24 protein-coding genes are annotated in these 24,559 nt (G+C 72.7%); 7 read left to right on the top strand and 17 right to left on the bottom strand.

Translation table 11 applies throughout. The features are described 5' to 3' along the window. Positions 1–83: 83 nt before the first annotated feature. Positions 84–824: a flavin reductase family protein gene (locus COO58_RS25130; RefSeq protein WP_098747519.1), complete on the bottom strand. Its 741-nt coding sequence runs from the start codon at positions 822–824 to the stop codon at positions 84–86. Positions 825–1,077: 253 nt separating this feature from the next. Between COO58_RS25130 and COO58_RS25125 the strand changes: the two genes are divergently transcribed. The 4 genes from COO58_RS25125 to COO58_RS25110 are packed head-to-tail and all read left to right on the top strand — an operon-like array spanning position 1,078 to position 2,881. Then, complete coding sequence (locus COO58_RS25125) at positions 1,078–1,863, top strand: helix-turn-helix transcriptional regulator (RefSeq protein ID WP_098747518.1); 786 nt, start codon at positions 1,078–1,080, stop codon at positions 1,861–1,863. Beyond that, positions 1,860–2,057 (top strand): DUF397 domain-containing protein, encoded by a 198-nt coding sequence (locus COO58_RS25120; protein WP_098747516.1) that lies wholly within the window; start codon positions 1,860–1,862, stop codon positions 2,055–2,057. Before COO58_RS25125 ends, COO58_RS25120 begins: the two co-directional genes overlap by 4 nt. An 18-nt stretch (positions 2,058–2,075) precedes the next feature. Further along, complete coding sequence (locus tag COO58_RS25115; RefSeq protein ID WP_091568006.1) at positions 2,076–2,333, top strand: hypothetical protein; 258 nt, start codon at positions 2,076–2,078, stop codon at positions 2,331–2,333. Positions 2,334–2,347: 14 nt separating this feature from the next. Next, positions 2,348–2,881 (top strand): hypothetical protein, encoded by a 534-nt coding sequence (locus COO58_RS25110; protein WP_098747515.1) that lies wholly within the window; start codon positions 2,348–2,350, stop codon positions 2,879–2,881. On the opposite strand, the gene COO58_RS25105 is transcribed toward COO58_RS25110, so the two are convergent. The 5 genes from COO58_RS25105 to COO58_RS25085 form a co-directional block, all read right to left on the bottom strand. After that, complete coding sequence (locus COO58_RS25105; protein WP_098747513.1) at positions 2,862–3,383, bottom strand: type II toxin-antitoxin system RatA family toxin; 522 nt, start codon at positions 3,381–3,383, stop codon at positions 2,862–2,864. The two genes, COO58_RS25110 and COO58_RS25105, sit on opposite strands and share 20 nt — an antisense overlap. Continuing rightward, on the bottom strand, positions 3,383–5,077 hold the full coding sequence (locus COO58_RS25100; RefSeq protein ID WP_091568020.1) for an ABC transporter permease: 1,695 nt from the start codon (positions 5,075–5,077) through the stop codon (positions 3,383–3,385). The genes COO58_RS25105 and COO58_RS25100 overlap by 1 nt, the downstream gene beginning before the upstream one ends. Further along, positions 5,062–5,826 carry an ABC transporter ATP-binding protein gene (locus tag COO58_RS25095; protein WP_091576792.1) on the bottom strand — a complete coding sequence of 255 codons (765 nt, stop codon included), beginning with the start codon at positions 5,824–5,826 and terminating at the stop codon, positions 5,062–5,064. Before COO58_RS25095 ends, COO58_RS25100 begins: the two co-directional genes overlap by 16 nt. Positions 5,827–5,905: 79 nt before the next feature. Beyond that, positions 5,906–7,546, bottom strand: coding sequence for a cation acetate symporter (locus COO58_RS25090; RefSeq protein WP_091568023.1), 1,641 nt, complete (start codon positions 7,544–7,546; stop codon positions 5,906–5,908). Beyond that, complete coding sequence (locus COO58_RS25085) at positions 7,546–7,947, bottom strand: hypothetical protein (RefSeq protein ID WP_091576793.1); 402 nt, start codon at positions 7,945–7,947, stop codon at positions 7,546–7,548. The genes COO58_RS25090 and COO58_RS25085 overlap by 1 nt, the downstream gene beginning before the upstream one ends. 224 nt (positions 7,948–8,171) lie before the next feature. On the opposite strand from COO58_RS25085, the gene COO58_RS25080 reads away from it, so the two are divergent. After that, entirely contained in the window at positions 8,172–8,537 is a 366-nt protein-coding gene (locus COO58_RS25080; protein WP_176558967.1) for a Uma2 family endonuclease, read from the top strand. Positions 8,538–8,671: 134 nt separating this feature from the next. Here the strand turns inward: COO58_RS25080 and COO58_RS25075 are convergent, their stop codons facing one another. The 6 genes from COO58_RS25075 to COO58_RS25050 form a co-directional block, all read right to left on the bottom strand. Continuing rightward, positions 8,672–10,756 (bottom strand): carboxypeptidase-like regulatory domain-containing protein, encoded by a 2,085-nt coding sequence (locus COO58_RS25075; protein ID WP_098747510.1) that lies wholly within the window; start codon positions 10,754–10,756, stop codon positions 8,672–8,674. Positions 10,757–10,904: 148 nt separating this feature from the next. Next, the gene (locus COO58_RS25070) at positions 10,905–11,567 is read right to left on the bottom strand and encodes a DUF5701 family protein (RefSeq protein ID WP_098747508.1); all 663 of its coding nucleotides are present in this window, start codon (positions 11,565–11,567) and stop codon (positions 10,905–10,907) included. A gap of 49 nt (positions 11,568–11,616) precedes the next feature. Further along, positions 11,617–12,378, bottom strand: coding sequence for a LytTR family DNA-binding domain-containing protein (locus tag COO58_RS25065; RefSeq protein WP_091576795.1), 762 nt, complete (start codon positions 12,376–12,378; stop codon positions 11,617–11,619). A 31-nt stretch (positions 12,379–12,409) separates the two neighbouring features. Continuing rightward, positions 12,410–13,633: a sensor histidine kinase gene (locus tag COO58_RS25060; RefSeq protein ID WP_091568039.1), complete on the bottom strand. Its 1,224-nt coding sequence runs from the start codon at positions 13,631–13,633 to the stop codon at positions 12,410–12,412. Positions 13,634–13,643: 10 nt separating this feature from the next. Further along, positions 13,644–15,149 (bottom strand): sugar transferase, encoded by a 1,506-nt coding sequence (locus tag COO58_RS25055; RefSeq protein ID WP_091568043.1) that lies wholly within the window; start codon positions 15,147–15,149, stop codon positions 13,644–13,646. A gap of 281 nt (positions 15,150–15,430) precedes the next feature. After that, entirely contained in the window at positions 15,431–16,291 is an 861-nt protein-coding gene (locus COO58_RS25050; protein ID WP_091568049.1) for an Fpg/Nei family DNA glycosylase, read from the bottom strand. Between the two features lie 136 nt (positions 16,292–16,427). Between COO58_RS25050 and COO58_RS25045 the strand changes: the two genes are divergently transcribed. After that, positions 16,428–17,696 (top strand): glycosyltransferase family 4 protein, encoded by a 1,269-nt coding sequence (locus tag COO58_RS25045; protein WP_091568051.1) that lies wholly within the window; start codon positions 16,428–16,430, stop codon positions 17,694–17,696. A gap of 62 nt (positions 17,697–17,758) precedes the next feature. Here the strand turns inward: COO58_RS25045 and COO58_RS25040 are convergent, their stop codons facing one another. From COO58_RS25040 to COO58_RS25025, 4 genes are all read right to left on the bottom strand, one after another. Further along, entirely contained in the window at positions 17,759–18,481 is a 723-nt protein-coding gene (locus COO58_RS25040; RefSeq protein WP_091568054.1) for a CDP-alcohol phosphatidyltransferase family protein, read from the bottom strand. Next, positions 18,456–19,523 (bottom strand): iron-containing alcohol dehydrogenase family protein, encoded by a 1,068-nt coding sequence (locus COO58_RS25035; protein ID WP_091568057.1) that lies wholly within the window; start codon positions 19,521–19,523, stop codon positions 18,456–18,458. The genes COO58_RS25040 and COO58_RS25035 overlap by 26 nt, the downstream gene beginning before the upstream one ends. Continuing rightward, entirely contained in the window at positions 19,511–20,242 is a 732-nt protein-coding gene (locus tag COO58_RS25030) for a sugar phosphate nucleotidyltransferase (protein ID WP_098747506.1), read from the bottom strand. The genes COO58_RS25035 and COO58_RS25030 overlap by 13 nt, the downstream gene beginning before the upstream one ends. An 86-nt stretch (positions 20,243–20,328) precedes the next feature. Beyond that, entirely contained in the window at positions 20,329–20,778 is a 450-nt protein-coding gene (locus COO58_RS25025; RefSeq protein WP_245666107.1) for an NUDIX domain-containing protein, read from the bottom strand. Positions 20,779–20,890: 112 nt separating this feature from the next. Between COO58_RS25025 and COO58_RS25020 the strand changes: the two genes are divergently transcribed. Beyond that, positions 20,891–21,283, top strand: a complete 393-nt coding sequence (locus COO58_RS25020; protein WP_098747504.1) for a cyclic nucleotide-binding/CBS domain-containing protein — start codon at positions 20,891–20,893, stop codon at positions 21,281–21,283. A gap of 83 nt (positions 21,284–21,366) precedes the next feature. On the opposite strand, the gene COO58_RS25015 is transcribed toward COO58_RS25020, so the two are convergent. Beyond that, on the bottom strand, positions 21,367–24,438 hold the full coding sequence (locus COO58_RS25015) for a malectin domain-containing carbohydrate-binding protein (RefSeq protein WP_255292772.1): 3,072 nt from the start codon (positions 24,436–24,438) through the stop codon (positions 21,367–21,369). Positions 24,439–24,559 lie beyond the last annotated feature (121 nt).

The following is a 24,559-nucleotide window of genomic DNA, read 5'->3' as shown; positions in this document are numbered from 1 at the left end:
CCGGTCCGCCCCTTCCGCGTCGATCATGAAGTTGACGGCAGCGGACGCCCGATTTGTCACCGCCAACTTCATGATCGACGGGGTCAGTCGGTCAGCTCGCGGTAGCGGCCCCGGTAGTGCAGCAGTGGAGGGGTGTCGCGGGGGAGGTCCACCGCTTCTATGGTGGCCTCGACCAGGAGGGCCCAGCCGTACTCCCGGGCGGTGTCGAGCCGGCAGCCGACCCAGCCGCCGGCGTCCGTCGGCACCGGCCCGTACGGCGTCTCGGTCCACGCGTCGAGTGCGAACAGCCCGCCGGGCGACGGGAACAGGCCGGCGAACCGGTCGGCGAGCTGCCGGTGGTGCGGGCCCAGCGGCGTGACCGCGAACCGTCCGGTCTCCTCGACCGTCGCCCACAGGTCCGACTCCGGGTCGACCAGGCCGAGCAGCCGGTCCGGCTCCCCCTCGGCCACCAGCGTGGACGAGACGGTCAGCCCGGCCGGGCCGGGCGCGGTCCAGAGCGTCACCGGGGCGGCCAGCCGGCCGCGCAGCCGGCGTACCGGCGAGCGCTGCCCGGCCGGCACCGCGAACGGATCGGTGTGGTGGATCTCGGCACCCGGCTCATGATTCACGTGAAACATTGTGCCGCCCCGGACCCGGGCCCAGCCCAGGAAGCGCCGGTGCAGGTCGGTGGCATCGGTGAGCTGCGCGTTCGCCTCGGCCAGCAACCCGCCCAGGTGGAACAGCAACGCCGTCCGGTCGCCCCGGAACTCGACCAGCAGCCCGAGCCGCGCCGGCTGGCAGGGCCAGGGCGCCCCGCACGCCCGGCACCGCCACGCCGGCCGCATCGGCAGGTGCCTCCGACTCCGCACGGGGCTGGAGCCGTACCTCGTTCGTCCGCGCTCGTTCCGCATCGGCGTCCTCCCGGAAGGGGTCGCCCCGGCCGGGAGTGGTCGGGGCGACCCGGCGCAGGACCGGCCGCCGGGTCGTCGCCTCCACCGGCCGGGCCGCGTGCCTCCACCCTGGACTCGGCCGTGTCGGCGAGGGAGGATTCCAGGGCTTACTACGCAGCGCGGTCACGTACTTACCGGAGAGGTAAGGATGAACATCGAGGTGTGGATCCGGGCGTTGAAGGCCGCCCGGGCCGGGGCCGACGTCTCCCAGGAGGCGCTGGCGGCCACCATTCGCTGGAGCCCGTCGACGGTCGCCGCGATCGAGACCGGCCGCCGCCGGCCGACCATGGAGTTCGCGGTCGCCGCCGACCAGGCCCTCACCACCGGCGGCCTCCTCGCGCAACTGCTCAAGGCCGCCGATCAGGAGCGCGGTCCGTCATGGTTCGTGCCGTGGCGGGGATACGAGCAGCAGGCGGTCAGGTTGCGCGCGTTCGAGGCGTGCCTGGTTCCGGGTCTGCTCCAGACCGAGGAGTACGCCCGCGCCGTCGTCTCCACCGGCGGTCTGCACCCACCGGCCGTGATCGAGGAGTTGGTGGCCCTGCGGATGGAACGGCAGCGACTGCTGCACCGGGAAGCACCGCCGCACTGTGTCTTTCTCCTGGACGAGACTGCGGTCCGGAGGCCGGTCGGTGGACCGGCGGTACTCGACCGACAGCTCGCCCGGTTGCTGGAACTCGCCGAGCTTCCGGCTGTGCGACTCCACGTCGTGCCGTTGGCGGTCGGGGAGCACGCCGGCCTCGGCGGTGGTTTCGTGCTGGCCGAGTTGGCGGACTCCGAGCGGGTGCTCTACCTGGAGAATGCCGCGCGGGGACACGTGGTCGACGACCCGGAGACAATCGGCTTGATCGAGCGGAAGTGGGATAGCCTCCTCGGCGAATCGCTGTCCACAGGAGCATCCCTGGATCTGGTCCGGAAGTTGAAGGTGACGCCATGACCTCCGACGAGCCCTGCTGGCGCACGTCGTCCCGATCGACCGACTCGGGCGGCAACTGTGTCGAGGTGGCGGACAACGTTCCCGGGGTGGTGCTGGTCCGGGACAGCAAGGACCGATCCGGCCCGACCCTCACCCTCACCGCCGACACCTGGCGGTCCCTGGTCGCGCACCTGCGGCGGGCGAAGCTGGACTGATCGGCCTACCCTGCCGGCATGGCTCTCGTCCCACCGCAGAAGCTCGCCCAGGACCGGGTGGTCACCGCCGAGGCTGTCCTCGGCGGGCAGGTCGACCTGCGCGCCTACCCGTACAAGCACCTGATGGTCATCGCCCGGCACAAGTGGGGCAGCAGCGGGTTCCCGCCGCTCATGGAGGCGGTCGAGCACCTGTCGAACTACGGCTGGGAGCTGGTCAACGTGCTCAGCGTCGGCGACGGCCACCACGTCTACGCGGCCGTGCGCCGCACCACCTGAGCCCGGGAGGCTCCGTGGCACTGCTGGAGATCGCCGTGACCACCATCGGTGGCGCGCTCTCGGCAACCGTCGGCGTGCTCGCCGGCGGGATGCTCACCCGCCGCGCCCAGGACCGGCACTGGCTACGGGACCGGCAGCTCGTGGCCTACCAGGACCTGCTGCGGGAGTACGCCACGTTCACGATGATCCTGCGTCGCGCCCACCTGGGGCGTACGGGTTGGGACTACGACTGGGGGGCGTGGAGCGCCGCGCTGATGTCGGCCAGCCTCGTCGCACCGCCAGCGGTGGCCGCCGAGATCGACAGGTTCGGTCGGGCGGTGCACGGGCTCCTGGACGCCACCGCCGGCGTCGACACGACCACGGCGCCGCTGTCCCAGGAGCAGTTCGAGCGGGCGATGGCGGCGCCGGCCCGGGCGCAACTGGACCTGGTCAACGCGATGCGTCGGTCGATGGGTCGGCAGCAGGGACCACTGTCGGTGTGGCTGGGCGGAGCGGGTGGCCGCGCCCCCCACTGGCAGGACGGAGTCGTCAGTCCTCGCCGGCCCTGACCGGCCCCGGGCCCGGTTCGGCGAGCGCGCGGCGGGCGGCGGCCAGCACCTCCGGGTCGGCGCAGCCGGCCGCGTAGCCGGCGATCCGGCGGCGGATGTCCCGGCCGAGCAGCCAGACGCCGATCCGGTCGGCCACCGGGCGGAGGAACGCCGGGCGGCAGCGGAAGTTGTACCGCCAGGTGGCGACCGTGGTGCCGGGGTCCGGCCCGGGCGCGAAGCGCCACCCGCCGCCGAACCGTTCGAAGAACCACGGCCCCCGCACCATCTTCATCCCGACGTTCGTCGGCGGAGCCCAGGAGACGTACTCGCTGACCATGACCAGGCCGTGCCGGGAGCGGGTGTACGTCCGCACGCCCCGGCCCGGCCGGGTCGCCCCGTCGACGAAGTGCTGCTCGCGGACGAACGGGTCCCAGCGGTAGCGGACCGGGGCCACGGTCTGCGAGACGGCGAACGCCAGGTCCGGCGGGACCGGAACCGTGGTGACCGCCTCGACGACCGGCATCAGCGCCTCGGCGTGACCGCGGCCAGCAGCTCCGGCTGCCGGCGGTCGAGCGCGTCCCCGGCCAGGTACGCGCCGAGCAGCGCGGCCCCCGCCCCGTACGCCAGGCCGAGCGGCAGCGCCAGCCAGAGCCAGACGTCGCCGAGCAGCGCGGCGGCCACCACGAACGGCACCGCCGCCACCGTCGAGGCGACCATGGAGAGCAGCGTGAACATGCTCTTCGCGATCCCCGCGCCGGTGTTCATGGCGAACGGGTTGCTCGTCTCCGGCAGCGAGTAGGCGCCCAGCACCGAGATGAACCCGTTGATCGCCAACCCGCACCCGTACGCGGCGAACAGCCCGCCGGCCATCACGCCGAGCCACTGCGGGCGACCCAGCACCAGGGCCAGCACGACCGCGACCACGACCAGGATCGGCACCACGTAGAGCGAGAACGCGACCATCCGGGCGCGCAGCTCCACCCGCCCCGGCACACCGGCCACCACGTTCGCCGCGTAGCCGCTGCCGTCGAAGCCGAACTGGTTGGCCAGCGTCACCGACGCGAGCACCCCGACGAAGACCATGGAGAGGCTGACCACCACGGGGCTCGCGTCGGCGGTGGCCTCGCCGAACGCCGCGCCGCCCTCGACCACGAAGCTGGCCCCGCCGAGGTTGACCATCACCGGCACGAACACGCCGACCACCGCGACCGTGATCAGGTTGGCCCGCCGCCGGGCGTCCCGCCACCAGTAGCGGCACTCCCGGGCGACCAGCGCGCCGAACCGGTCCCGCCGGGTCCAGCCGACCGCGCGGGGAAAGAGCTGCGCGACCGCGCCGCCGACCGCGCCCCGCGGCGCGCGGGCCGGCCCCGCGCTCGCCGCGCCCACCATCGCCGACTCCAGCGACCGCGACCACCAGAGCAGGAGTACGCCGAGCGTCGCGGCCGTGATCAGCAGCTTCGCCACCGCCGCGCCGGCCCGGCCCTCGGCCACGTCGACGCCGGCGGTCCAGGGCGCGCCGAACGGCGTCCAGCCGACCACCCGGGCCACCCCGGTCAACCGGTCCCAGTCGGCCTGCTGCACGGCGGCGACCACGAACAGCTGCAACGGCCCGAGCAACGCGGCCAGCACCGCGAGCAGCACCGCGGCCAGGTCCCGCACCCGGCGGGAGCGCAGCATGGTGGCGAACGCACTGGTCACCGCGCGCGCCCCGGCCACGCAGACCAGCAGCCCGCCGAGCGCCCCGAGCGTGCCGACCAGCGCGGCCGACCATCCGCCCAGCGCGCCGGCGGTGACCACCAGCCCGGCCACCGTGACCACGGTGGCCAGTGCCGGCACGCTCACCAGCGCGGCGGCGAGCAGGCCGGTGACCAGGGTGCGGCGGGAGAGCGGGAGCAGCGCGAACCGGGCCGGGTCCAGCGTCTCGTCCACGCCGAAGAAGACGAGGGGCAGGAGCAGCCAGCCGAGCGTCAGCACGCCGCCGCCGAACGCGGCGGCCATCAGCGCGTACCGGGACTCGCCGGCCAGGCCCGGCGCGGCCAGCAGGAAGAACCCGACCCCGGCGAACCAGAGCCCGAACAGGACGCCCAGCACGAACAGCGCGATCCGCCACGCCTGGCCGCGGAAGTTGTTGCCCAGCACCCGCAGCTTGAGCCGGACGAAGTGCCGGGGCGAGACGGCCCGGGCCGGCGGTTCGACGGCGGTCACCGGGACAGCCACGACAACTCCTCACCGGTCGCGGTCCGGCCGCCGACCACCTCGACGAAGACCTCCTCCAGCGACCGGTCGCCGCGCACCTCGCCCAGCGTGCCCACCCGCTTGATCCGGCCGTCGGCCAGGATGGCCACGTGGGAGCAGAGCCGCTCGACCACCTCCATCACGTGGCTGGAGAAGATCACCGTGCCGCCACCGGTCACGTAGCGGTGCAGGATGTCCCGGATCAGCGCCGCCGACACCGGGTCGACGGCCTCGAACGGCTCGTCGAGCACCAGCAGGCGCGGGCCGTGCAGCAGCGCGCAGGCCAGGCCGATCTTCTTCTTCATGCCGGCCGAGTAGTCGACCACCAGCGTGCGGCCGGCGTCGGAGAGCGCCAGCACGTCGAGCAGCTCCGCCGCCCGCTGGTCGACCACCTTCGGGTCCATGCCCCGCAGCAGACCGTGGTACGCCAGCAGCTCCGCCCCGCTGAGCCGGTCGAAGAGGCGGACCCCGTCCGGCATCACGCCGAGCAGGCTCTTGGCGCGTACCGGATCGGCCCAGACGTCGTACCCGAGCACCCGCGCCTCGCCGGCGTCGGGCCGCAGCAGGCCGACGGCCATGGAGAGGGTCGTGGTCTTGCCGGCCCCGTTCGGGCCGAGCAGGCCGTAGAACGAGCCGGTCGGCACGGCCAGGTCGACGCCCGCCACCGCGACCTTGGTGTCGAACCGCTTGGCCAGGCCACGCAGGGAGAGCGCCGGGTGCTGATCGGTCATGGTCCGACCGTAGCCCGCGCCGGCCACCGCGCAGTCCGGCCCGAGGACGATCTTCCCGTCATACCTGAGAGGGACCGCGCTACAGGCGCAGCGACTCCGGGGTGTGCAGGCGGAGCATGGTGGCGCCCACGTCCCGGGGCAGTCGTCGCCGGCTGGCCATGGAGACCACCACCATCACGGTGAACGCCAGCGGCACCGTCCACGCGGCCGGTTGGGTGGTCAGCGTCGCGGGCCAGCCGCTCAGCGGCGGGCCGAGCACGGTGAGCAGCACCGCGCCGATCGCCGCGCCGCCGCCGACCAGCACCCCGGCGGCGGCGCCCAGGTCGGTCAGGCCACGCCACCAGATGCCCAGCACCAGCAGCGGGCAGAAGCTCGACGCGGCCACCGCGAACGCCAACCCGACCACCTGGGAGACGTCCAGCCCGGATACGTTCAACGCGAGCACCGCCGGCACCCCGCCGGCGATCACCGTGGCGATCCGGAAGCCGCGTACCGAGCCCCGGCCCAGGACGTCCGTGGAGATCACCCCCGCCACGCTGGTGAGCAGGCCGGACGAGGTGGACAGGAAGGCCGCGAACGCGCCGGCGGCGACCAGCGCGGCGAGCAGCCGGCCGGTGGTGCCGTCGCCCAGCGCCGCGCCGGGCAGCAGCACCACCACCGCGTCGGTCTGCCCGGTGACCAGCAGCTGCGGGGTGTAGATCCGGCCCAGCACGCCGTAGATGGTGGGTAACAGGTAGAAGACGCCGACCAGGGCCAGCACCACCAACGTGGTGCGGCGCGCGGCGGCGCCGTCCGGGTTGGTGTAGAAGCGCACCAGCACGTGCGGCAACCCCATGGTGCCGAGAAACGTGGCCAGGATCAGCGAGTACGTGGCGAACAGGCTCCGGTCGTCGTCGCCGGCGGTGTCCGGCAGCAGCCAGTCGACGGCGGCGGTCGCCGCGCCGGACACCTCGGGCACCGGGTCACCGGCGGCGAAGTCGAGGCGGTCGCCGGGGCGTACCTCCCGGACGTCGCCGTCGGGCAGGGTGAGCGTGGCGCGGTGCTCGACCACCACGGTGGTCGCGGTCCGGAACGTCGGCCCGTCGGGCGGGGCCACCGCCGGACGGGCGTCGGCCTGCCACTGCAAGGCCAGGAAGATCGCGGGTACGGCGAGCGCGGTGAGCTTCAACCAGTACTGGAAGGCCTGCACGAAGGTGATCGCCCGCATCCCGCCCAGCGCCACGTTCGCGGTGACCACCACGGCGACCAGGAGCGCGCCGACGGCGTAGGGCGCGCCGGTCAGCGTGGCCAGGGTCAGTCCGGCGCCCTGCAACTGCGGCACCAGGTAGAGCCACCCGATGAAGATCACGAAGACGGTGGCCAGGGTGCGCAGCCGGCGCGAGCCGAGCCGCACCTCGCAGAAGTCGGGCAGGGTGAACGCGCCGGACCGGCGCAGCGGCGCGGCCACGAACAGCAGCAGCGCCAGATAGCCGGCGGCGAAACCGACCGGGTACCAGAGCACGTCCACGCCGTACTTGAGGATCAGCCCGGCGACGCCCAGGAAGCTGGCCGCGGACAGGTACTCGCCGCCGATCGCGGCGGCGTTCCAGGTGGGGCTGACCGCCCGGGAGGCGACCAGGAAGTCGGAGGTGGTGCGGGCCAGCCGCAGCCCGTAGAAGCCGATGCCGAGGGTCACCAGGGTGACCGCCACGATCGCCGGGACCACGTAGCCGTTGGACATCAGCGCTCCGGCCGGTGGACCAGGTCGACGAAGTCCTGCTCGTTGCGCTCGGCCAGCCGCACGTACGCCCACCCGACCACGATCAGGAACGGGAAGGCGGCCACGCCGAGCAGCAGCCACGGCAGGTTGACCCCGAGCACGGTGACCCGGCCGACCGACGGCGCGATGGCGAACAGCCAGGGCAGCCCGCCCAGCCCGATCAGCACCAGCAGGCTGAGCCGCAACGCGAGCGAGAGTTGGGCCCGCACGAGCCCCTGCACCAGCGTCTCGCCGACCCGGGTCTGCTGGGTCAGCTCGGAGCGGGTGCGGTCGGCCCGGCTGCCGGACCGGGACACCTCGGCCAGCACGATCCGGGTCCGCCGCGGCGGGTCGGCCGGTCGCGGCGGGCGCGGGCCGGGCACCGGGGTCGCCTCGACGGGCCGCCCCGGCCGACGCTCTTCCTCGGCTCCGGTCACCCCCGGCAGTCTCGCCTGCTCAGCCCGAATGTCAAGAGCACGTCGACCACCCCTGTGCACAACCTGTGGATAACGCTCCACACCTGTGGACAAGCCGGTGGATGAGCGGGGAGTCGTTGTGGACAACCGAGCGGGATGTCAGGGTGACCCGATAGGGAGGAGGTGTGACAGTGACCAGCCCGGCACGGCCCAGCAGCGGTGACTTCTGGACGGTGGACGACCTCCAGGACCTCCCCCAGGACGGCCAGGACTACGAGATCTTCGACGGGAGCCTGCTCGTGTCCCCACACGCGGACGTCCGCCACGGGGCGATCGCCAACCGCCTCCGCAGGCTCCTCGATCGGCAGGCCCCGGCCGGTCTGCTGGTGGGGCAGGACGTCGGGGTCAGCGCGAAGCGCTCGTCCTACTTCGTGCCGGACGTCTTCGTCGCCTACGAGGAGGCGCTGGAACGGGGTGGCGCGGCGCTCGCTCCGGCGGACGTGCACCGCACCGATCGGCCGTTCCCGCTCGTCCTGCCGATCGCCGACATCTTCTGAGCGTCGCCCGGAACCTTCCTCCCACCCCGTGAGTGGGCAGGTGGGGCGCACCGGGGACCGGTTCCTGCTGGCGTCCCCCTGAGCCGCCGCGAGGGCCGGTCCCACCGGACCGGCCCTCGCGGAGGTCGTCCGGATCAGCTGGTCGGGACCACCAGGTCCGCGGTGAGCGTGCCGGTGGCCGGCACGACGAACAGCCCCAGCTTGCGGGTGCCGTCCGCGCCGGTCACCAGGTAGCGGCCGGAGTAGTCCTGGTCGGCGAGCCTGACGTCGTAGGTGAAGTAGACGCGCTGCTTGCCGGTGACCCGCATGGTGAACCGCCCGTCGGACATCCAGCCGGCGCCGGCGATGTCGCCGGTGTCGGCGCTGCGGGCGATGACCCAGCCGCTGGTGAACGGTGCGCCGTCCGGGTCGGTGAACGTGCCGGTCACCGTGGTGCCCGCCTGCATGGTGGTGTCGTGGGTCGCCGTGCCGCCGGCGGTCACCGTCACCGGCGTGGCGGTGTAGCGGCTGACCGCGTCACCGGACCAGTGGGGGGCGTACGGGTGGGCGCCGAACACCACCGGCCAGTCGTACGGGCCGAGCCGGTCGAGCGTGTACCGGCCCTGCTCGTCGGTGGTGGCATCGTTGACACCCACACCGGGGTGACCGGTCAGCACCGAGACGTCGACCGAGTTCGCCGGCTTGCCCGTGGCCGCGTCCGTGACCGTGCCGGTGATCCGGCCGGCCGGATCGAGCCGGACCTGCGGCCCGGCCGTCACCGTGCCGACGGTCGCGGCGACGGTGGCGGCCTGCCGCTCGTCACCGGTGCCGCCCTCGGCGCCCACCCACTGCCGGCCGTAGGAGGTCTGGCCCGGGTCGGCGAAGAGCCGGTAGGTGCCGGCGGCCAGCGGACCCACCCGGATCCGACCGGCCTGGTCGCTGCAGTTGCCGTGCCCGTCCACCAGCCTGGCCTGCTTGGGCAGGAAGGCGTCGAGGCAGACGTCGGCCACCGGCCGCCCGGTGGCCCGGTCGACGATGGTGGTGCTGATGGCCGCGCCCGGCCGCAGCTTCGGAGCGACCTCGGTGGTCTGGCCGGCCACCACCTTCACGCCGGTGAGCTGGCGGGCGAAGTGCAGGCCGTCGGGTGAGTGGAGGTAGAGGTCGTGCCGGCCCTGCGGCAGGCCGGTGAGGGTGACGACGCCGGTGCCTCCGCTGCACGTCTCGTCCGAGTTGACGCAGAAGTCGGCCACCGGGGCGCCGCTGACCGAGTCGACGGCGCGGATCCGCACGGATCCGGTACCGACCAGCGCGTCGGTGATCCGGGTCCGCTGGCCGCCCCGCACCACCACCAGGTTCGCGTCGGTGTAGTCGAGCTTGCCGCGGTAGTACTGCGTCCGGTCGCCGGCCTCGAAGCGCACCTTGTAGGAGCCGGCCAGCAGCGCCGGGACGGTGAAGGTGCCGTCGGCCCCGGTCTGGGTGTCCACCCCGCCGTACATGTTGGCGGTGTTCACCGCGACCTGGGCGGAGGCGAGCGGCTCGCCGGCCGCGGTGGTGAAACGGCCGGTGAGGCTGCCGGTGGGCAGCACCGTCTCGTCGACGACGGTCTCCTCGTCGGCGGTCACCCGGTAACGGCCGGCGTCGACCTCGTCGAGCTTCCCGGGGACGTACTGGGTCTGGTAGGAGCCCTCGATCGGCCGGAAGGAGAGGGTGTAGCTGCCGGGGACGGCGGCGATCCGGAAGCGGCCGTCCTCGTCGGTCGACCCGTAGGCGTGCTCCGAGTTCTCGGACTCGTCGGCGAAGACGCTCAGCCAGGCGACGGGTGCGCCGGCGGCGTCGGTGATCCGCCCGGTGAGCAGCCCGGTGGCGCGGAGCTGGTCGTCGGCGGTGACGCTCTCGCCGCTGCCGACCGTCACCGGGTCGGCGTCCCAGATCATGGCCTTCTGCCGGTAGTACTGGTCGGGGCGGTCGACCGGGTGGAAGCCGACGATGTAGCGACCGGCGTCCAGACCACCGACCGACCAGCGGCCGTCGTCGTCGGTGGTGGTCCAGCCCGCCGTGGCGTAGCTGTCGGCGTCGAACACCTCGACCTGGGCATCGGCCGCACCGGCGCCGGCGCTTGTGGTCAGTCGTCCGCTGACCGTGCTGGTCTCCGCGGCCTGCGCCGGGGTGACCCCGGGCAGGACCAGGAGGCCGGTGACGACGGCCGCCGCGGCGGCACGACGTGCGAGGGCAAAACGCATCTGCGTCCCAACGTGAGAGTGGTCGGGGCGACCCCACGCAGGCTCCGCCCACGCCGCCCCCCGCGCCCCGTCCGGGATCGGCTCGGAAAGGATAGCGACAAGGTGTGACAGGCATCGATCAGCCGTACCGGCGGAATCGACTGTGGACTCACTCCAGGCCGACCCGGACCGGGTGGGCGGTGGCGGAGCCGAGCCAGGTGTGCGGGTTGCCGAACCAGCACCAGCCGAGCTTCGGCGCGCCCTGGCTGATCCAGAGCGCCGGCACCCGCTTGTCGCCGCAGCGCGAACCGACCAGCGAGAAGCACCGGTTGCTGGCCAGCGCCTGCGGGCGCAGGGTGACGAGGGCCAGTCCCTCGTCGATGGTGATCGGCAGCCGGCCCTTCGCGGTCATGTCCTCCAGCGCGGCCGACGGTGTCCGGTTCCGGTACTCCTCGCCGCGGTCCACGTCGAAGAGCAGGTACGCCGGCCCGGGCGGCACCTCCAGCTCCTTGATCGGGTGGAACGTGGGCAGGTCGTCGGCGGGAAAGTTCCGGTCCAGCACGCCGGGCTTGCGTCGGCCGGCGAGCGTGGTGAGCGCGATCCGCTCCGGGACCGGCGTCAGCTCCCGCGTGGTCACCAGCAGGAACGGCGCTCGCGCGTCGGTGGGGGCGGCCAACCCGACGGCGCCGGCGACCGCCGCGTCGCGCAGCGGGCTGAGCAGGGTGCGGAACGCCTCCTCGGTGCCCCCGGCGAGGGCCGGGTAACCGAGCCGGACCAGGTGGTCGAGCTGGCGGTCGAATTCGGCGCCCGGGTCGAAGCGGTCGTCGGTCATGCCCTCTCCGCTCTCTCGTACCGTCTGCCGTACATTGTACGTCAGGGCGTCAGCGGCTCCAGTCCTGCTTGGCGGCGCGGACCAACTTGTCCTTCAACTCGCGAGTGTGCCGGCGGCTCACCGGCAGCTCGCTCCCGTCGATCACCACCACGTAGCCGGAGTTGACCAACCGCAGCTCGGCGATGAGCCGCAGCTGCACCAGGTAGGAGCGGTGGATCCGGACGAACCCCGCATCCGCCCAGCGCTCGGCGAGCGTGGCCAGCGAGACCCGGACCAGATGCGACCCCTCCGCGGTGTGCAGCCGGGCGTAGTCGCCCTGCGCCTCCACCCAGCGCACCGCCGACCGGGGCAGCATCCGGGTGGTCCCGGCCAGCTCCACCGGGATGGTCGGATCCTCCTCCGCCCGGGCCAGCGCCGCCGGGTGCGACGGAACCACCCGCGAGCCGATCACCCGGCGCAGCGACTCGGCCAACCGCTCGGCGCGGACCGGCTTGCGCACGTAGTCGGTGGCGCCCAGGTCGAACGCGTCCACCGCGCCGTCGTCGTACGCGGTGACGAAGACGATCGCCGGCGGCCGGGCGAACCGGCGCAGCACCCGGGCCAACTCCATGCCGTCCAGCCCGGGCATCCGGATGTCGAGGAACACCACGTCCACGTCGTCGTCGCGGAGCACCCGCAGCGCCTCGGTGGCGTCCCCGGCGGTGTGCAGCCGGGCCACCCGGGGATCGGCGCGCAGGTGGTAGGCCAGCTCGTCGAGCGCCGGCGGCTCGTCGTCGACCGCCAGCACCCGCAGGAATCCGGAGGCGCTCACCACGCCGACCCGGTTCGCTCGCTCCGCTCGCTCACGACGACACCCGGACGCCCGGGTGGAACTTCGGCACCCGCATGCTGACCTTCGTACCCGAGCCCAGGCCGGTCTCGACGACCAGGCCGAACCGGTCCCCGAAGGCCGAGCGGAGTCGCTCGTCGACGTTGGAGAGGCCGACGTGCTGCCCCGGGTCGTCGGCCGGGTCGCTGCCCGCGCCGGACACCTCGGCGATGCCGGCGGTCAGCGTCGTCGGATCCATCCCCACTCCGTCGTCCTCCACCGTGATGTGACACTCGGCGCCCGCGTCCCGGGCCTCGATGCTCACCATGCCGGTGCCCGGCTTGCGGGACAACCCGTGCCGGACCGCGTTCTCCACCAACGGCTGGAGACAGAGGAACGGCAACGTCACCGGCAGCACCTCGGGGGCGATCTGCAGGCGCACCTGGAGCCGCTCGCCGAAGCGGGCCCGCTCGATGGTCAGGTAGCGGTCGATCGAGCGCAGCTCCTCGGCGAGCGTGGTGAACTCCCCGTGCGCCCGGAACGAGTAGCGGGTGAACTCGGCGAACTCCAGGATCAGCTCCCGGGCCCGCTCCGGGTCGGTGCGCACGAACGAGCCGATCGCGGTCAGCGCGTTGTAGATGAAGTGCGGGCTGATCTGCGCGCGCAACGCACGGACCTCGGCCCGGGCCAGCCGCTCCCGCGACGAGTCCAACTCGGCCAGGGCGAGCTGGTCCCCCGCCCAGTGCGCGGTCTCCAGCGTGGCCTGCACCAGGCCCGGCGCCGGTCGCTCGTCGGCCACCGCCACCAGCGCCCCGACCACCCGCCCGTCCGCGCTCAGCGGCGCCACCACCGCGCCGCGCACCGGACAGTCGACCAGGTCGCAGTGCAACTCCGACTCGTGCAGCACGGTCGAGCGCCCGCTGCCGACCGCCCGCCGGGCCGCCGCGACCAGCTGGTCGGTGTGGTGCGCGCCGCGCCCGTCGATGGCCAGCAGTGCGTCCCGGTCGGTCAGCGCCAGGCCCGCCGCGCCCACCAGGGCGCGCAGATGGCGTACGGCCTTCGCCGCGTCCGCGGTGCTCAGGCCCGCGCGCAGCGGCTCCGCGGCGAGGCCCGCCGTGTGCAGCACCTCGTACGTGGCCCGCTGGGTGGCCGTGGCGATGCCCCGCCGGGCACGCAGGCGCAGCACCGCCCAGAGCGCCGCGGCCAACGCGGTGACCAGCGAGACGACGGCGAAGACGGCCGAGAGGTTGCCACCCACGCAGCGAAGGCTAGTACGCGCCCTTGCGCGCCAGCACCACCCCGACGGTCCGCCACAGGATGCTCAGGTCGTAGGCCAGCGACCAGTTGTCGACGTAGTAGAGGTCGAGCCGGACCGCCTCGTCCCAGGAGAGGTCGGAGCGGCCGGAGACCTGCCACAGCCCGGTCATGCCCGGGCGCACCAGCAGCCGGCGCCGGACATCGCCCAGGAAGTCGCCGTCGTCGGCGGGGAGCGGACGCGGGCCGACCAGCGACATCTCGCCCCAGAGCACGTTGATCAGCTGGGGCAGCTCGTCCAGCGACGAGGCCCGCAGGAAACGGCCCACCGGGAAGACCCGGGGATCCTGCTTCATCTTGAACAGCATGCCGTCGGTCTCGTTCTGGTCGACCAGGCCGGCCAGCCGCTCCTCGGCGTCCACGTACATGGTGCGGAACTTCCAGACCCGGAAGGTACGCCCCTCGTGCCCGACCCGGGGCTGCCGGAAGAAGACCGGACCGGGGTCGGAGATCCGGATGGCCAGCGCGATCGCGGCGAACAGCGGGGTCAGCAGCAGCAGGCCCAGGCCGGCGGCGACCCGGTCCATCAGGTTCTTGACCAGCAGCGCCGGCCCGGAGAGCGTCGGCTCCTCGACGTGCAGCAGCGGCAGGCCCTCGATGGGGCGGATGTGCACCCGGGGACCGGCGATGTCGGTGAGCTGGGGCGCGACCACCAGGTCCACGCCGGAGCCCTCCAGCTGCCAGGCCAGCCGGCGCAGCTCGCCCGGCTCGGCGCTGGCCGAACCGCAGACCGCGATGGTGTCGCCGCCGACCTCCCGGACCAGGGCCAGCACGTCGCGGCCGGCGTACACCGGCACCGGCGTCTCCATGCCCCGCGCGGCGGCGTACCCGTCGGTGAGGTGGATGGCCACCGGCACGAGACCGACGTTGGGGTTGCGGGTGACCGTGGTGAAGACCTCCAGGCACTCCGGCAGCGTGCCGACCAGCACCATCCGGTGCCCGGCCTGACCGATGCGGCGGCGCAGCGCGTGCAGGCAGGCACGGGCGATCATCCGGCCGAACAGGATGAGCAGCATGGCGCCGAGCAGCGCGAACCCGACGGTCCACCGGGACAGCGTCGTCTTGGTGGCGAAGGCCAGGAACGAGACGGTGGCGGCGACCGCCACGCCGGAGCGGATCACCCGCTTGTACTCGTCCGGCCCGAGCCCCAGGTAGCGCCGGTCGTACGTCCGGTTGCCCCAGAGGATGAGCACCCAGCCGAGCGGCAGCAGCAGGAACGCCACGGTGTAGAACCAGGCGGCGGGCGCGTCCCGGAAGCCGGAGTCGGCCTGCTCGAAGATCTGCACCGCCAGGAAGCTGGCGAGAGCCGCCGCGCCGAAGTCGAGCAGCAGCAGAGCGGCGATGTAGGGGCGGTGCCAACGGGAGACCCGACGCCGGGCGCGGGCCCACGCCGACCGGGGTACGCCGTTGTGCGACGGCGGAGTCGGCGGCTGGATCTCAAAGCTGTCGACGTGCCGCACGCTCTTGCTCCGGCCTGTGTCGGTTACCGGGCGCTGGAGGCTTGTCGTCACCTCAACCCATGTCCTCCCGCATGACCCGCGTCCTCACTCGCCGTGAGGACCCGGGTCGCTCACCGTCCCAGTCTCCCACGTTGCCCGTGGGGATCTGGCCGGCTCCGAGTCAGTTGTGAAGCCGGGGACCGAGCCACTATACCGATGGATGGCGGCTCGGGTAGAGCCGGCGACCGGGACCTTCGGCGATCGCCGGACGATTCCGCTCAGTAGTCGGCGGGTGCGGTTACTCACCGTACGAGACGGGACAACCTTCGGTCAGCCAGCGGTTTGCCGCCGGTCTGACAGGTGGGGCAGTACTGGAGGCTCGAGTCGGCGAACGAGACCTCCCGCACCGTGTCGCCACAGACCGGACAGGGCAGGCCCTTCCGGGCGTGCACCTTGAGGCCCGAGCGCTTCTCACCCTTCAGCTCCGCGGCCCGCTGCCCCATCGACCGCCGCACCGCGTCGCCGAGCACCGTCCGGGTCGCCGCGTGCAGGGTGGCGAGCTGGTCGTCGGTCAGCCGGTCGGTGATCGCGAACGGGGAGAGCCGCGCCGCGTGCAGGATCTCGTCCGAGTACGCGTTGCCGACGCCGGCGAGCACCGCCTGGTCGGTCAACACGCCCTTGACCTGCCCCCGGCGGCTGCGCAGCCGCTCGGCGAACATGGGCAGGTCCGCCTCCAGCGCGTCCGGACCCAGCTTCGCCACGCCCGGCACCTGGGCCGGGTCGGTGACCAGGTAGGCGGCCAGCTTCTTCTGCGTGCCGGCCTCGGTCAGGTCGAAGCCGGACCCGTCGTCGAGGCGGACCCGCACCGCGATCGGTCCCTTGCCGGGCCGCAGCGGCGTCGTGGACGCGAACGCCTCCCGGTAGTGCAGCCAGCCCGCCCGGGCCAGATGGACCACCAGGTGCAGGCCCTCGTCGAAGCGGACGTCGAGGAACTTGCCGTACCGGCCGGCTCCGGTGACCGTCCGCCCGGCGACCGTGCTCGGCGGCGGGTCGTACGTCTTCAGCGCGTTGATCGAGGCGACCTCGAAGCGGTCGACCCGCCGCCCCACCGCCCGCTCGCGCAGGTAACCGGCGAGCGCTTCCACCTCCGGTAGTTCAGGCACGGGACAACGGTAGCCTTCTTTTCCGTGAGCGCGAGGAATGAGCTTGCGAGTCCCATGCGCGAGCGCGAGGAGTGAGCTTGCGAGCCTCGCAGTCGCGAGCAGAGATCGGCACAGTCGCGAACGAAGGGCAAGCTCCGTGAGAATCGTGGTGGCGCACAACCGGTACCGGGAAGCTCAGCCCTCCGGCGAGAACACCATCGTCGACGCGGAGATCGCCGAGCTCACCGCCGCCGGCGTGGAGGTGCTGCCGTTCCTGCGCAGCTCCGACGAGATCCCGTCGATGTCCAGGGCCGCCAAGGCGCTGCTGCCGATCTCGCCGATCTGGGCCCCGAAGGCCCAGCACGACCTCGACCGCCTGCTCACCGAGCACCGGCCGGACGTGCTGCACCTGCACAACCCGTACCCGTTGCTCTCGCCCTGGGTGGTGCGGACCGCGCACCGGCACGACGTGCCGGTGGTGCAGACGGTGCACAACTACCGGCAGGTGTGCTCCTCCGGCCTCTACTTCCGCGACGGCGTGATCTGCCAGGACTGCCGCGGCCGGGCGTTGGGCGTGCCGGCGGTCGTGCACCGCTGCTACCGCAACTCCCGGGCGCAGAGCGCGCTGATGGCGACCACGCTCGCCGTGCACCGGCCCACCTGGAAGTCGGTGGACCGCTTCATCGCGCTGACCACGGCGGTCGCCGACCATCTGCGGGACTACGGCATCCCGGACGAGCGGATCGTGGTGAAACCCAACGCCGTGCCCGACCCGGGCACCCCGGCGCCGGTCGGGAACGGCTTCCTCTTCATGGGCCGGCTCAGCCCGGAGAAGGGGCTGGACCTGCTGCTGGCGGCGTGGCGGCGGCACCCGGTGGGCACGCTCGGCCCGCTGCGCATCGCGGGTGACGGCGAGCTGCGCCCGCTGGCCGAGGAGGCCGCCGCCGAGCGGCCCGACATCCACTACCTGGGCCAGCTCGACCGGGCCGGGGTGCGCGCCGCGCTGGCCGACAGCTCCGTGGTGCTGGCCACCTCGACGTGGCACGACGTGCTGCCCACCGTGATCATCGAGGCGCTGGCCGCCGGCCGGCCGGTGCTCGGTACCGCGCTCGGCGGCATCCCGTACCTGGTGGGCGCGGACACCCCGCGCGAGCCCGCCGGCACCGGTCCGGCCGAGGTGGCCACGGCGGCCCCGGGCGACGGCCGGGTCGCGTTGCCGTCGGGGGTGCAGCGCGGCGAGGCCGGCTGGGTGGTGGCGCCGGAGGTCGAGGCGTTGGCCGCCGCCCTGCCGCTGGCCACGGCCGAGGCGCCGGTGCGGGCGGGCGCGGCGCGGAGCCGCTACGAGCGGACCTTCCACCCCGACGTGATCACCAAGCGCCTGATCGACATCTACGCCGGCCTGGCCGGCCGGCGGCTCTCGAGCTGACCGCTGTGAAAAAGGGGCCCTTCTTATGCACGAGGCGTTAAGAAGGGGCCCCTCCTTACACCTCAGCGCAGGGAGGCGCGGGCGGAGAACGCGATGCTGGCCAGCAGGAAGCCGCCGTTGACCACCGTGAACGCCACCACCACCCAGAACGCGAGCGCGGGCGCGAACACCAGCACCAGCCCGGCCAGGAAGATCACCGCGCCGTAGTCGCGGACTAGCTTCACCACGCGCACCGGGAACGAGGTCGAGGTGACCATGCTGGCCGCGTTCGGGCCGGCCTGCATCACCGAGGTGACCAGGTTGACCATCCAGGTGCCGGCGAAGACCGCGACCAGCCAGACCGGGGTGGACGGGCGCTGCGCCACGGCCGTGGCGGACAGCGCGGCCACCAGCGCGATCTGGGCGGCCACGTCGCAGAGCACGTCGACCCGGGCGCCGGCCGCGCTGCCCTGACCGGTGACCCGGGCGAGCTGCCCGTCGGCGCAGTCCAGCGCGTACGCGACCTGCCAGCCGACCAGGGCGACCAGCCCGACCAGCCAGGCCGGGACAGAGCCGGCGGCCACATCGTCGGCGAGCGCGACCACTGCCACCGAGGCCCCCAGCCCCAACACCAGGTTGGTCAGCGTCAGCGCCGTCGGGCGCAGCCCCAGGCGCTGGGCGACCAGCGCGAAGGCCGCCCCGATCCACTGGCTGATCGACTCGCTGAACAGGCCGCCGCCCCGGTTGACCCGGTGGAAGTCGGCGACGGTGGGACGGGGCTCAGCCAAGGTGGTCGCGGAGGGCACCGGCGTAGTCTGCCAGCCGCTCCCGGGTCTCGGTAGACGACATCGCGAGGTGTTCGAGGATGGTGTAGCGGTCCGGTCGGGTGGCCGGCGCGAACTGCACCGCCTCGACGAACTGGTGGTCGGTCAACCCCACCTCGGCCGGCAGCCGGGGCAGCCCGTGCCGGGCCAGGCAGGCCGACATCTCGGTGAACCGGCGCTCGTCGCCACGAAGGAACGTGCAGAACAGCGCGCCGAGCCCGGCCAGCTCGCCGTGCGAGGCGGTGCCGGGGAAGAGCGCGTCGACCGCGTGCATGATCTCGTGGCAGCCGCCGCTGCACGGGCGGCTGGTGCCCTCGATGGCCATCGCCAGACCGCTGGAGATCAGCGCGTCCGCGAGGACCGTGACGAATCCGTCGTCGGTCATGTCGCCCGGATGGTTCAGCACCGCCTCCGCGCCGGCCCGCGACAGCGAGGCGGCCAGCCCGTCGAACGGCTCGCCGCGGACCGTACGGGCCAGCTCCCAGTCGGCCAGGGCGCTGATGTTGCTCACCACGTCGCCCACGCCGGCGCGGTTGTGCCGCTCCGGGCCGGCCTCCACGAAGTCCAGGTCGACGATCACCGCGATCGGGATGTGCACGCCGTAGGAGCCCTTCAGGCCCTCGGTGATCAGGCTCGCCACCGGGGAGGCGATGCCGTCGTTGGCCAGGCTCGTCGCCACCGAGACCATCGGCAGCCCGCGCCGGGTTGCCGCGTACTTGGCCACGTCGATGGTCTTGCCGCCACCGATGCCGACCACCGCGTCGTAGGAGCGGGCGCGCAGCTTGCCGCCCAACTCGTCGGCGGCGTCCAGGGTGCCCCCGGCCACCGTGAACACGTCCGCCGAACGCAGCGACGGCCGGAGCAGTTCGGCGATCTTCTCGCCCTGCCCCGGACCGACCACCACGGCGACGTCGCCGCCGGCCGAGATCCGGCCGTCGGAGAGGATCGCCGCCAGGTCCGCCACCGCACCCCGCCGCACGTCGATGTGCAGCGGGGTGAGGACGCTACGGGCTAGTAGCGGCACGCGATCTCCCGCGCCCGGGCCAGGTCCTCGTGGTTGTCGACCTCGACCCAGGAGACGTCACCGATCGGCGCCGCCCGCACCTCGCCGCCCCGGTCGGCGAACTCCTGGTAGCCGTCCTCGTAGTAGAGGTTCGGGTCGCGTCGCCAGGTCGCCTCCAGCGCGTCCGCGAGCGCGTCGGCCACCTGCGGCTCGATCAGCGTCGCGCCGATGTACTCGCCGTACGCCTCGCCCGGGTCCATCAGCTTGGTGATCCGGGTGAGCTGGCCGGCGGCGTCGAAGGTGGTCTTCATCTCCTCCTCGGCCAGCGCCTTGAGCGTGTCGACGGCCAGCAGGATGCCGGGGCCACGCTCGGCCAGCAGCGTCTTCTCCACGCTCACCGGGTGCACCGTGTCGCCGTTGACCAGCAGCACGCCGCGGGCGAAGTGCTCCCGGGCCAGCCAGAGCGAGTACGCGTTGTTCCACTCCTCGGCCTTGTCGTTGTGCACCAGCGTGAGCGTCACGCCGTACTTCTGCTCCAGGTCGGCCTGCCGCTGCCGGACCGCGTCCGCCGCGTAGCCGACCACGATCACCACCTCGGTCAGCCCCACCTCGGCGAGGTTGCGCAGCGCGATGTCGAGGATGGTGGTCTCCCCGCCGACCGGCACCAGGGCCTTGGGCAGGGTGTCGGTGTACGGCCGCAGCCGGCGCCCCGCACCGGCGGCGAGCACCATCCCGATCATGCCGACACGCTCCTCTTCTCGACCGGATTCCACGTGGCGAGGATATCGTCGGCGGCCGGACGGCCGTGGTGCAGCCCGTGATCGCCCTACAGCCCGATGGAACGGAGGGCGGCGAAGCCGTCCTCGGCGATCCGGCGGATCAAGCCGTCGTTGACGTCCCGGTGCTCGTCGAGCAGGGCGACGTCCGACTCGGCCAGCCAGCGGAACTCGGTGTGCTTGCCGGCCTCCAGCCGGGGCCGGCTGAGGTCGCCGTCCACCCGGACCAGGAAGTCGGTCTCGACCCGGGCCAGCCCGTCGTCGGCGGTGTACCGGTATTCGCCGACCAGGCCGAGCACGTGCGACACCGCCCAGCCGGTCTCCTCGGCGACCTCACGACGCAACGCGTCGTCGATCTCCTCGCCGGGTTCGAGGTGGCCGCCGACGATGTCCCAGCAGTTGGGGAAGATGCGCCGCTCGGGGGACCGGCGCTGGATGAAGATGCGGCCGTCGTCGTCGACGATCAGCGCGCCGGCACAGCGGAGGGGCTCGGTGGGCACCCTCCGACAGTAGCCATCCGCACCGATTCCGGCGATGCCCGTTCTTGTCCCGGTACGCATCGATGGCCCACCATGTCCGTACCCAGTCGCCGTCCCACAGGAGTGATGTGTGATGCAGGTTCGGGAAGCGATGTCCAGTGAGGTTCTCGTGGTCGGCCCGGAGCACACGCTCCGCCAGGCGGCCCGGATGATGTCGGCCCGCGGTGTCGGGTCGGCGGTCGTGATCGACCCGGACTCCGAGGGGATCGGGATCATGACCGAGCGCGATGTGCTGAAGGCGATCGGCGCCGGGCTCGACCCGGACGTCGAGCGTACCGGTGCCCACCTGACCTGGGACGTGGTCTACGCCGGCCCGGACTGGACGGTGGAGGAGGCGGCCGCGGCGATGGCCCGGGGTGGATTCCGCCACCTGGTGGTGCTCGACGGCCGGGAGGTCGCCGGGGTGATCTCGGTGCGGGACCTGATGCGGGTGTGGGCGCGGGAGCACGCGCCGACCGGGATCTGACCCGGCCCGAAACGGGCGATGGCCCGGCCGATACCGGCCGGGCCATCGTCGCTTGCGGTGCTGTCAGGTCGTGTCCGCCCCGGTCAGGGGCCGACGAAGACCGCGGTGCCGCGCCAGTCCACGTCGTCCACGCCGGGACCGCTGCGGACCGTGGCGGAGCCGGTCGGCACGCCGTCCGACCACGCCATCGAGGACAGGTTGCCGGTGGTCCGGGAGACGACGTAGAGGTTGTCGCCGTCCAGGAACAGACCGCCCGCGTCGGCGAACGCCGTGGTGCCGGCGACCGTGGCCCGCTCCGCGCCGACCGTGCCGGTGTCCGGCGTGAAATAGCGCCAGAACAGGGTGCTCTGACCGGCCAGCGAGTAGTAGAGCCGGCCGCTCTTGTAGAACATCGCGGTCACGTTCGGCAGCTCGGCGGCGAAGTTGACCGTCATGCCGGCGTACGTCTGGCCCTCCGGCGCGGAGCCGGTGATGACCGTGTCCCACTTCGCGTCGTGGTAGGGGTCCAGCTTCTTCGGGCTGCCGAACTCGGCACCGTCGAAGGAGCGCTTGTAGAGGTCGCCACCGACGCCGTAGAACAGGTCACCGCCGACCCAGAACGCGCCCTTGACGGTGGACCAGCGGGTGTTGTCCGGGTTCGCCACCGACATCGCGTTGCCGACCGTCGTCGCGCCGTCGTACGACCGCTTGGTGATGCTGTCCACCGTGGTGGCCGGCGGCACCGGCGGGAGCTTCACGATCTCGATGCCCTGCACCAGCGGGTTCTCCAGGACCCGACCGAAGTCGATGTCGATGTTGCCGTCGCTGGTGATCGGGAACGCCCGCATGGTGCCCTTGTTGGTGGCGCCGATCGCGGCGATCGGGTCGAAGCTGTTCAGCTTGAGCACACCGTCGATGCTCACGTTGAACTTGCGCTTGCCCGCGGTGGCGGTGCCGGCGTACCGGTTGGCCAGGTAGAGGCGCACCTGCACCGGCGTGCCGGCCGGGACCGGGAAGTCCCACTGCATGTCCGGCGTGGTCGTCTGGTCCCACCGCTCGCTGTTGAACAGCTCGACCGGGGTGCCGGCCGGGACGGTGGCGTCGACCGAGGCGTTCGTGGTGTACGTCGTGACCGTGCTGCCGTCGTTGTGGTAGGTGCTCGGCGCGGCCAGCGAGTCCCCGGCCCAGGCCGGGCCGTTCGCGCCGGCCAGCTGGTCGCCGCCCGCGTTCACCCGGTAGAGCACGTCCGAGGCGTCCGGCGTCGGGGCGGTCTTGACCACCTCGATGCCCTGGATGAGCGGGTTCTCCAGCACCCGGCCGAAGTCGATGTCGACCACGCCGTCGCTCACCAGCGAGAAGGACCGCATGGTGCCACGGTCGGTGCCACCGGCTTCGGCGACCGGGTCGAAGTCGTTCAGCTTGAGCACGCCGTCGATGGTGACGTCGAGCTTGCGCTTGCCCACCGTGGCGGTGCCGCTGTAGCGGTTGGCCAGGTAGAGGCGGACGTCGACCCGGGTGCCGGCCGCGACCGGGATGTCCCACTGCATGTCCGGCGCGGTCGACTGGTCCCACCGCTCGGTGTTGAACAGCGTCGCCGGGGTGCTCGCCGGCACGGTGCTGTCGAACGTGGCGTTGGTGGTGTAGGCCTTCGCGCTGTTGCCGCCGTTGTGGTTCGGGCTCGGCGCGGCGTCGGTGTCGGCCGCCCAGTCCGGGCCGCCGTCGGTCGCCGGGATGGCCGGGCCACCCGCGTTCACCCGGTAGAGGACCTCGGTCTGCGCCGCCCGGCCGGCCTGGTAGACGTCGCCGGGCAGGCCCTTGGTGCTGGTCGAGTGGGGTGCGTCGCCGCCGTCCAGCGGGAAGAACGCGATCTTCTTGCGCAGGTGCTCGCCGGCGCCGATGTAGTCCTGGTCGCTGCCGAGCCAGAGACCCTGCGGGGTGACCATCATCTCGGTCACGCCGTAGCCGCGCGGGTGGCGCCCCGGGTTCCAGGACAGCGGCAGGCCGCTGGCCGGGTCGAGGGCCGCGATGCTGGCCCGCGGCACCGCGCCCGGTCCGGCCTTGTCGCGGGCGATCGGGTTGTTCGACCAGCGGAAGTGACCACCGACGTAGATGGCCTTCTCACTGATGCCGACGGAGAGGAACGTGTCACCGCCGCTGAAGTTGGTCCAGGTCGGCTGCTGGCCGCCACCGGTGGCGTCGGCCTCCCAGCGGGCGGCCGAGTCGCAGAGCGTGCCCGGGTAGGACGCGCCGGTGGTGACCACCACGAAGTACTTGCCGTCCGGGGAGAACTGGACGTCGCGGACCCACGAGTCGAACGCGGCGTACTTGCAGGCGCCGGAGTAGCCGTCCGTGTTCCAGTCGGCGACGGTGGCTCCGCTGTCGCCCAGGTTGATCCGGACGATCTGGTCGTGCACGACGCCGTCGGCCTTCTTGAAGTTGCCGATGACGACCATCTGCTTGCGGTCGGGCGAGACGGCGAGCTTCTCCGGACCCACGCCCGCCTTGGCGGTGCCGGTGCTGCCCTCGGTCCAGTTGTGGTTCTCGGTCAGGTTGGTGGTCAGGTAGTCGTCCACCGCGCCGGTGCTGGCGTCGATGGAGGCCAGGCCGCCGCGGTTCACGCCGGTGCCCGCGGTGGTGAAGATGCCACCCACCAGCAGGCGGTCGCCGACCTTGACGATGTCGTTGACCAGACCGTTGAAGGCCGGTCCCTTGAACGTGGTGACCAGCGAGCCGTCGGCGATGTTGAGCAGCGCCAGCTTCCGGCGGTTGACGCCGTTGACGGTGTTGAACGAACCCGCGATGTAGACCGTGCCGGCGGTGGGCCCGGCGACGACGGCCGAGACGTCACCGTCGATGACGGGCGCGAACGCGGGGTCGACGATGCCGGTGGCCTTGTCGAAGGAGAGCAGCTTGGTGCGCGGGATGTCCTGGGACTTGTCGCGGTTGCGCACCTCGGTGAAGGACCCGCCCGCGATCACCTTGCTGCCGGCGTCGTAGATGGCGTAGACCGCGCCGTCCTTGATGTTCGGCGTGGTGGTGGCGGGGGCGCTGCTGACCATGGTGCTGTGGTCCGGTGCGGCCAGCGCGGGGCTGGCCGACAGCACACCACCGACACCGAGGAAGGCGGCGGTGACCAGCGCGAATGATCGGCGCGTGGTCGCGGGAAGATTTAGCACGGGCAGCTCCGGAGGAGTGACGGAGAACGAGGTGGCCGGCCCGGCCGATCGGACGAGGGGTGCAGGGGTCGCCGATCGGGGGCGCACGGCCGGTTGACGCGTGATGGGCACACAATTCCGC

Origin of the sequence: Micromonospora sp. WMMA1996, from assembly GCF_002573675.1 — a bacterium.
GTDB lineage: Bacteria > Actinomycetota > Actinomycetes > Mycobacteriales > Micromonosporaceae > Micromonospora > Micromonospora sediminicola.
Note: the sequence above shows the minus strand (reverse complement) of the source record. Positions and strands in the feature narration are given on the sequence as shown.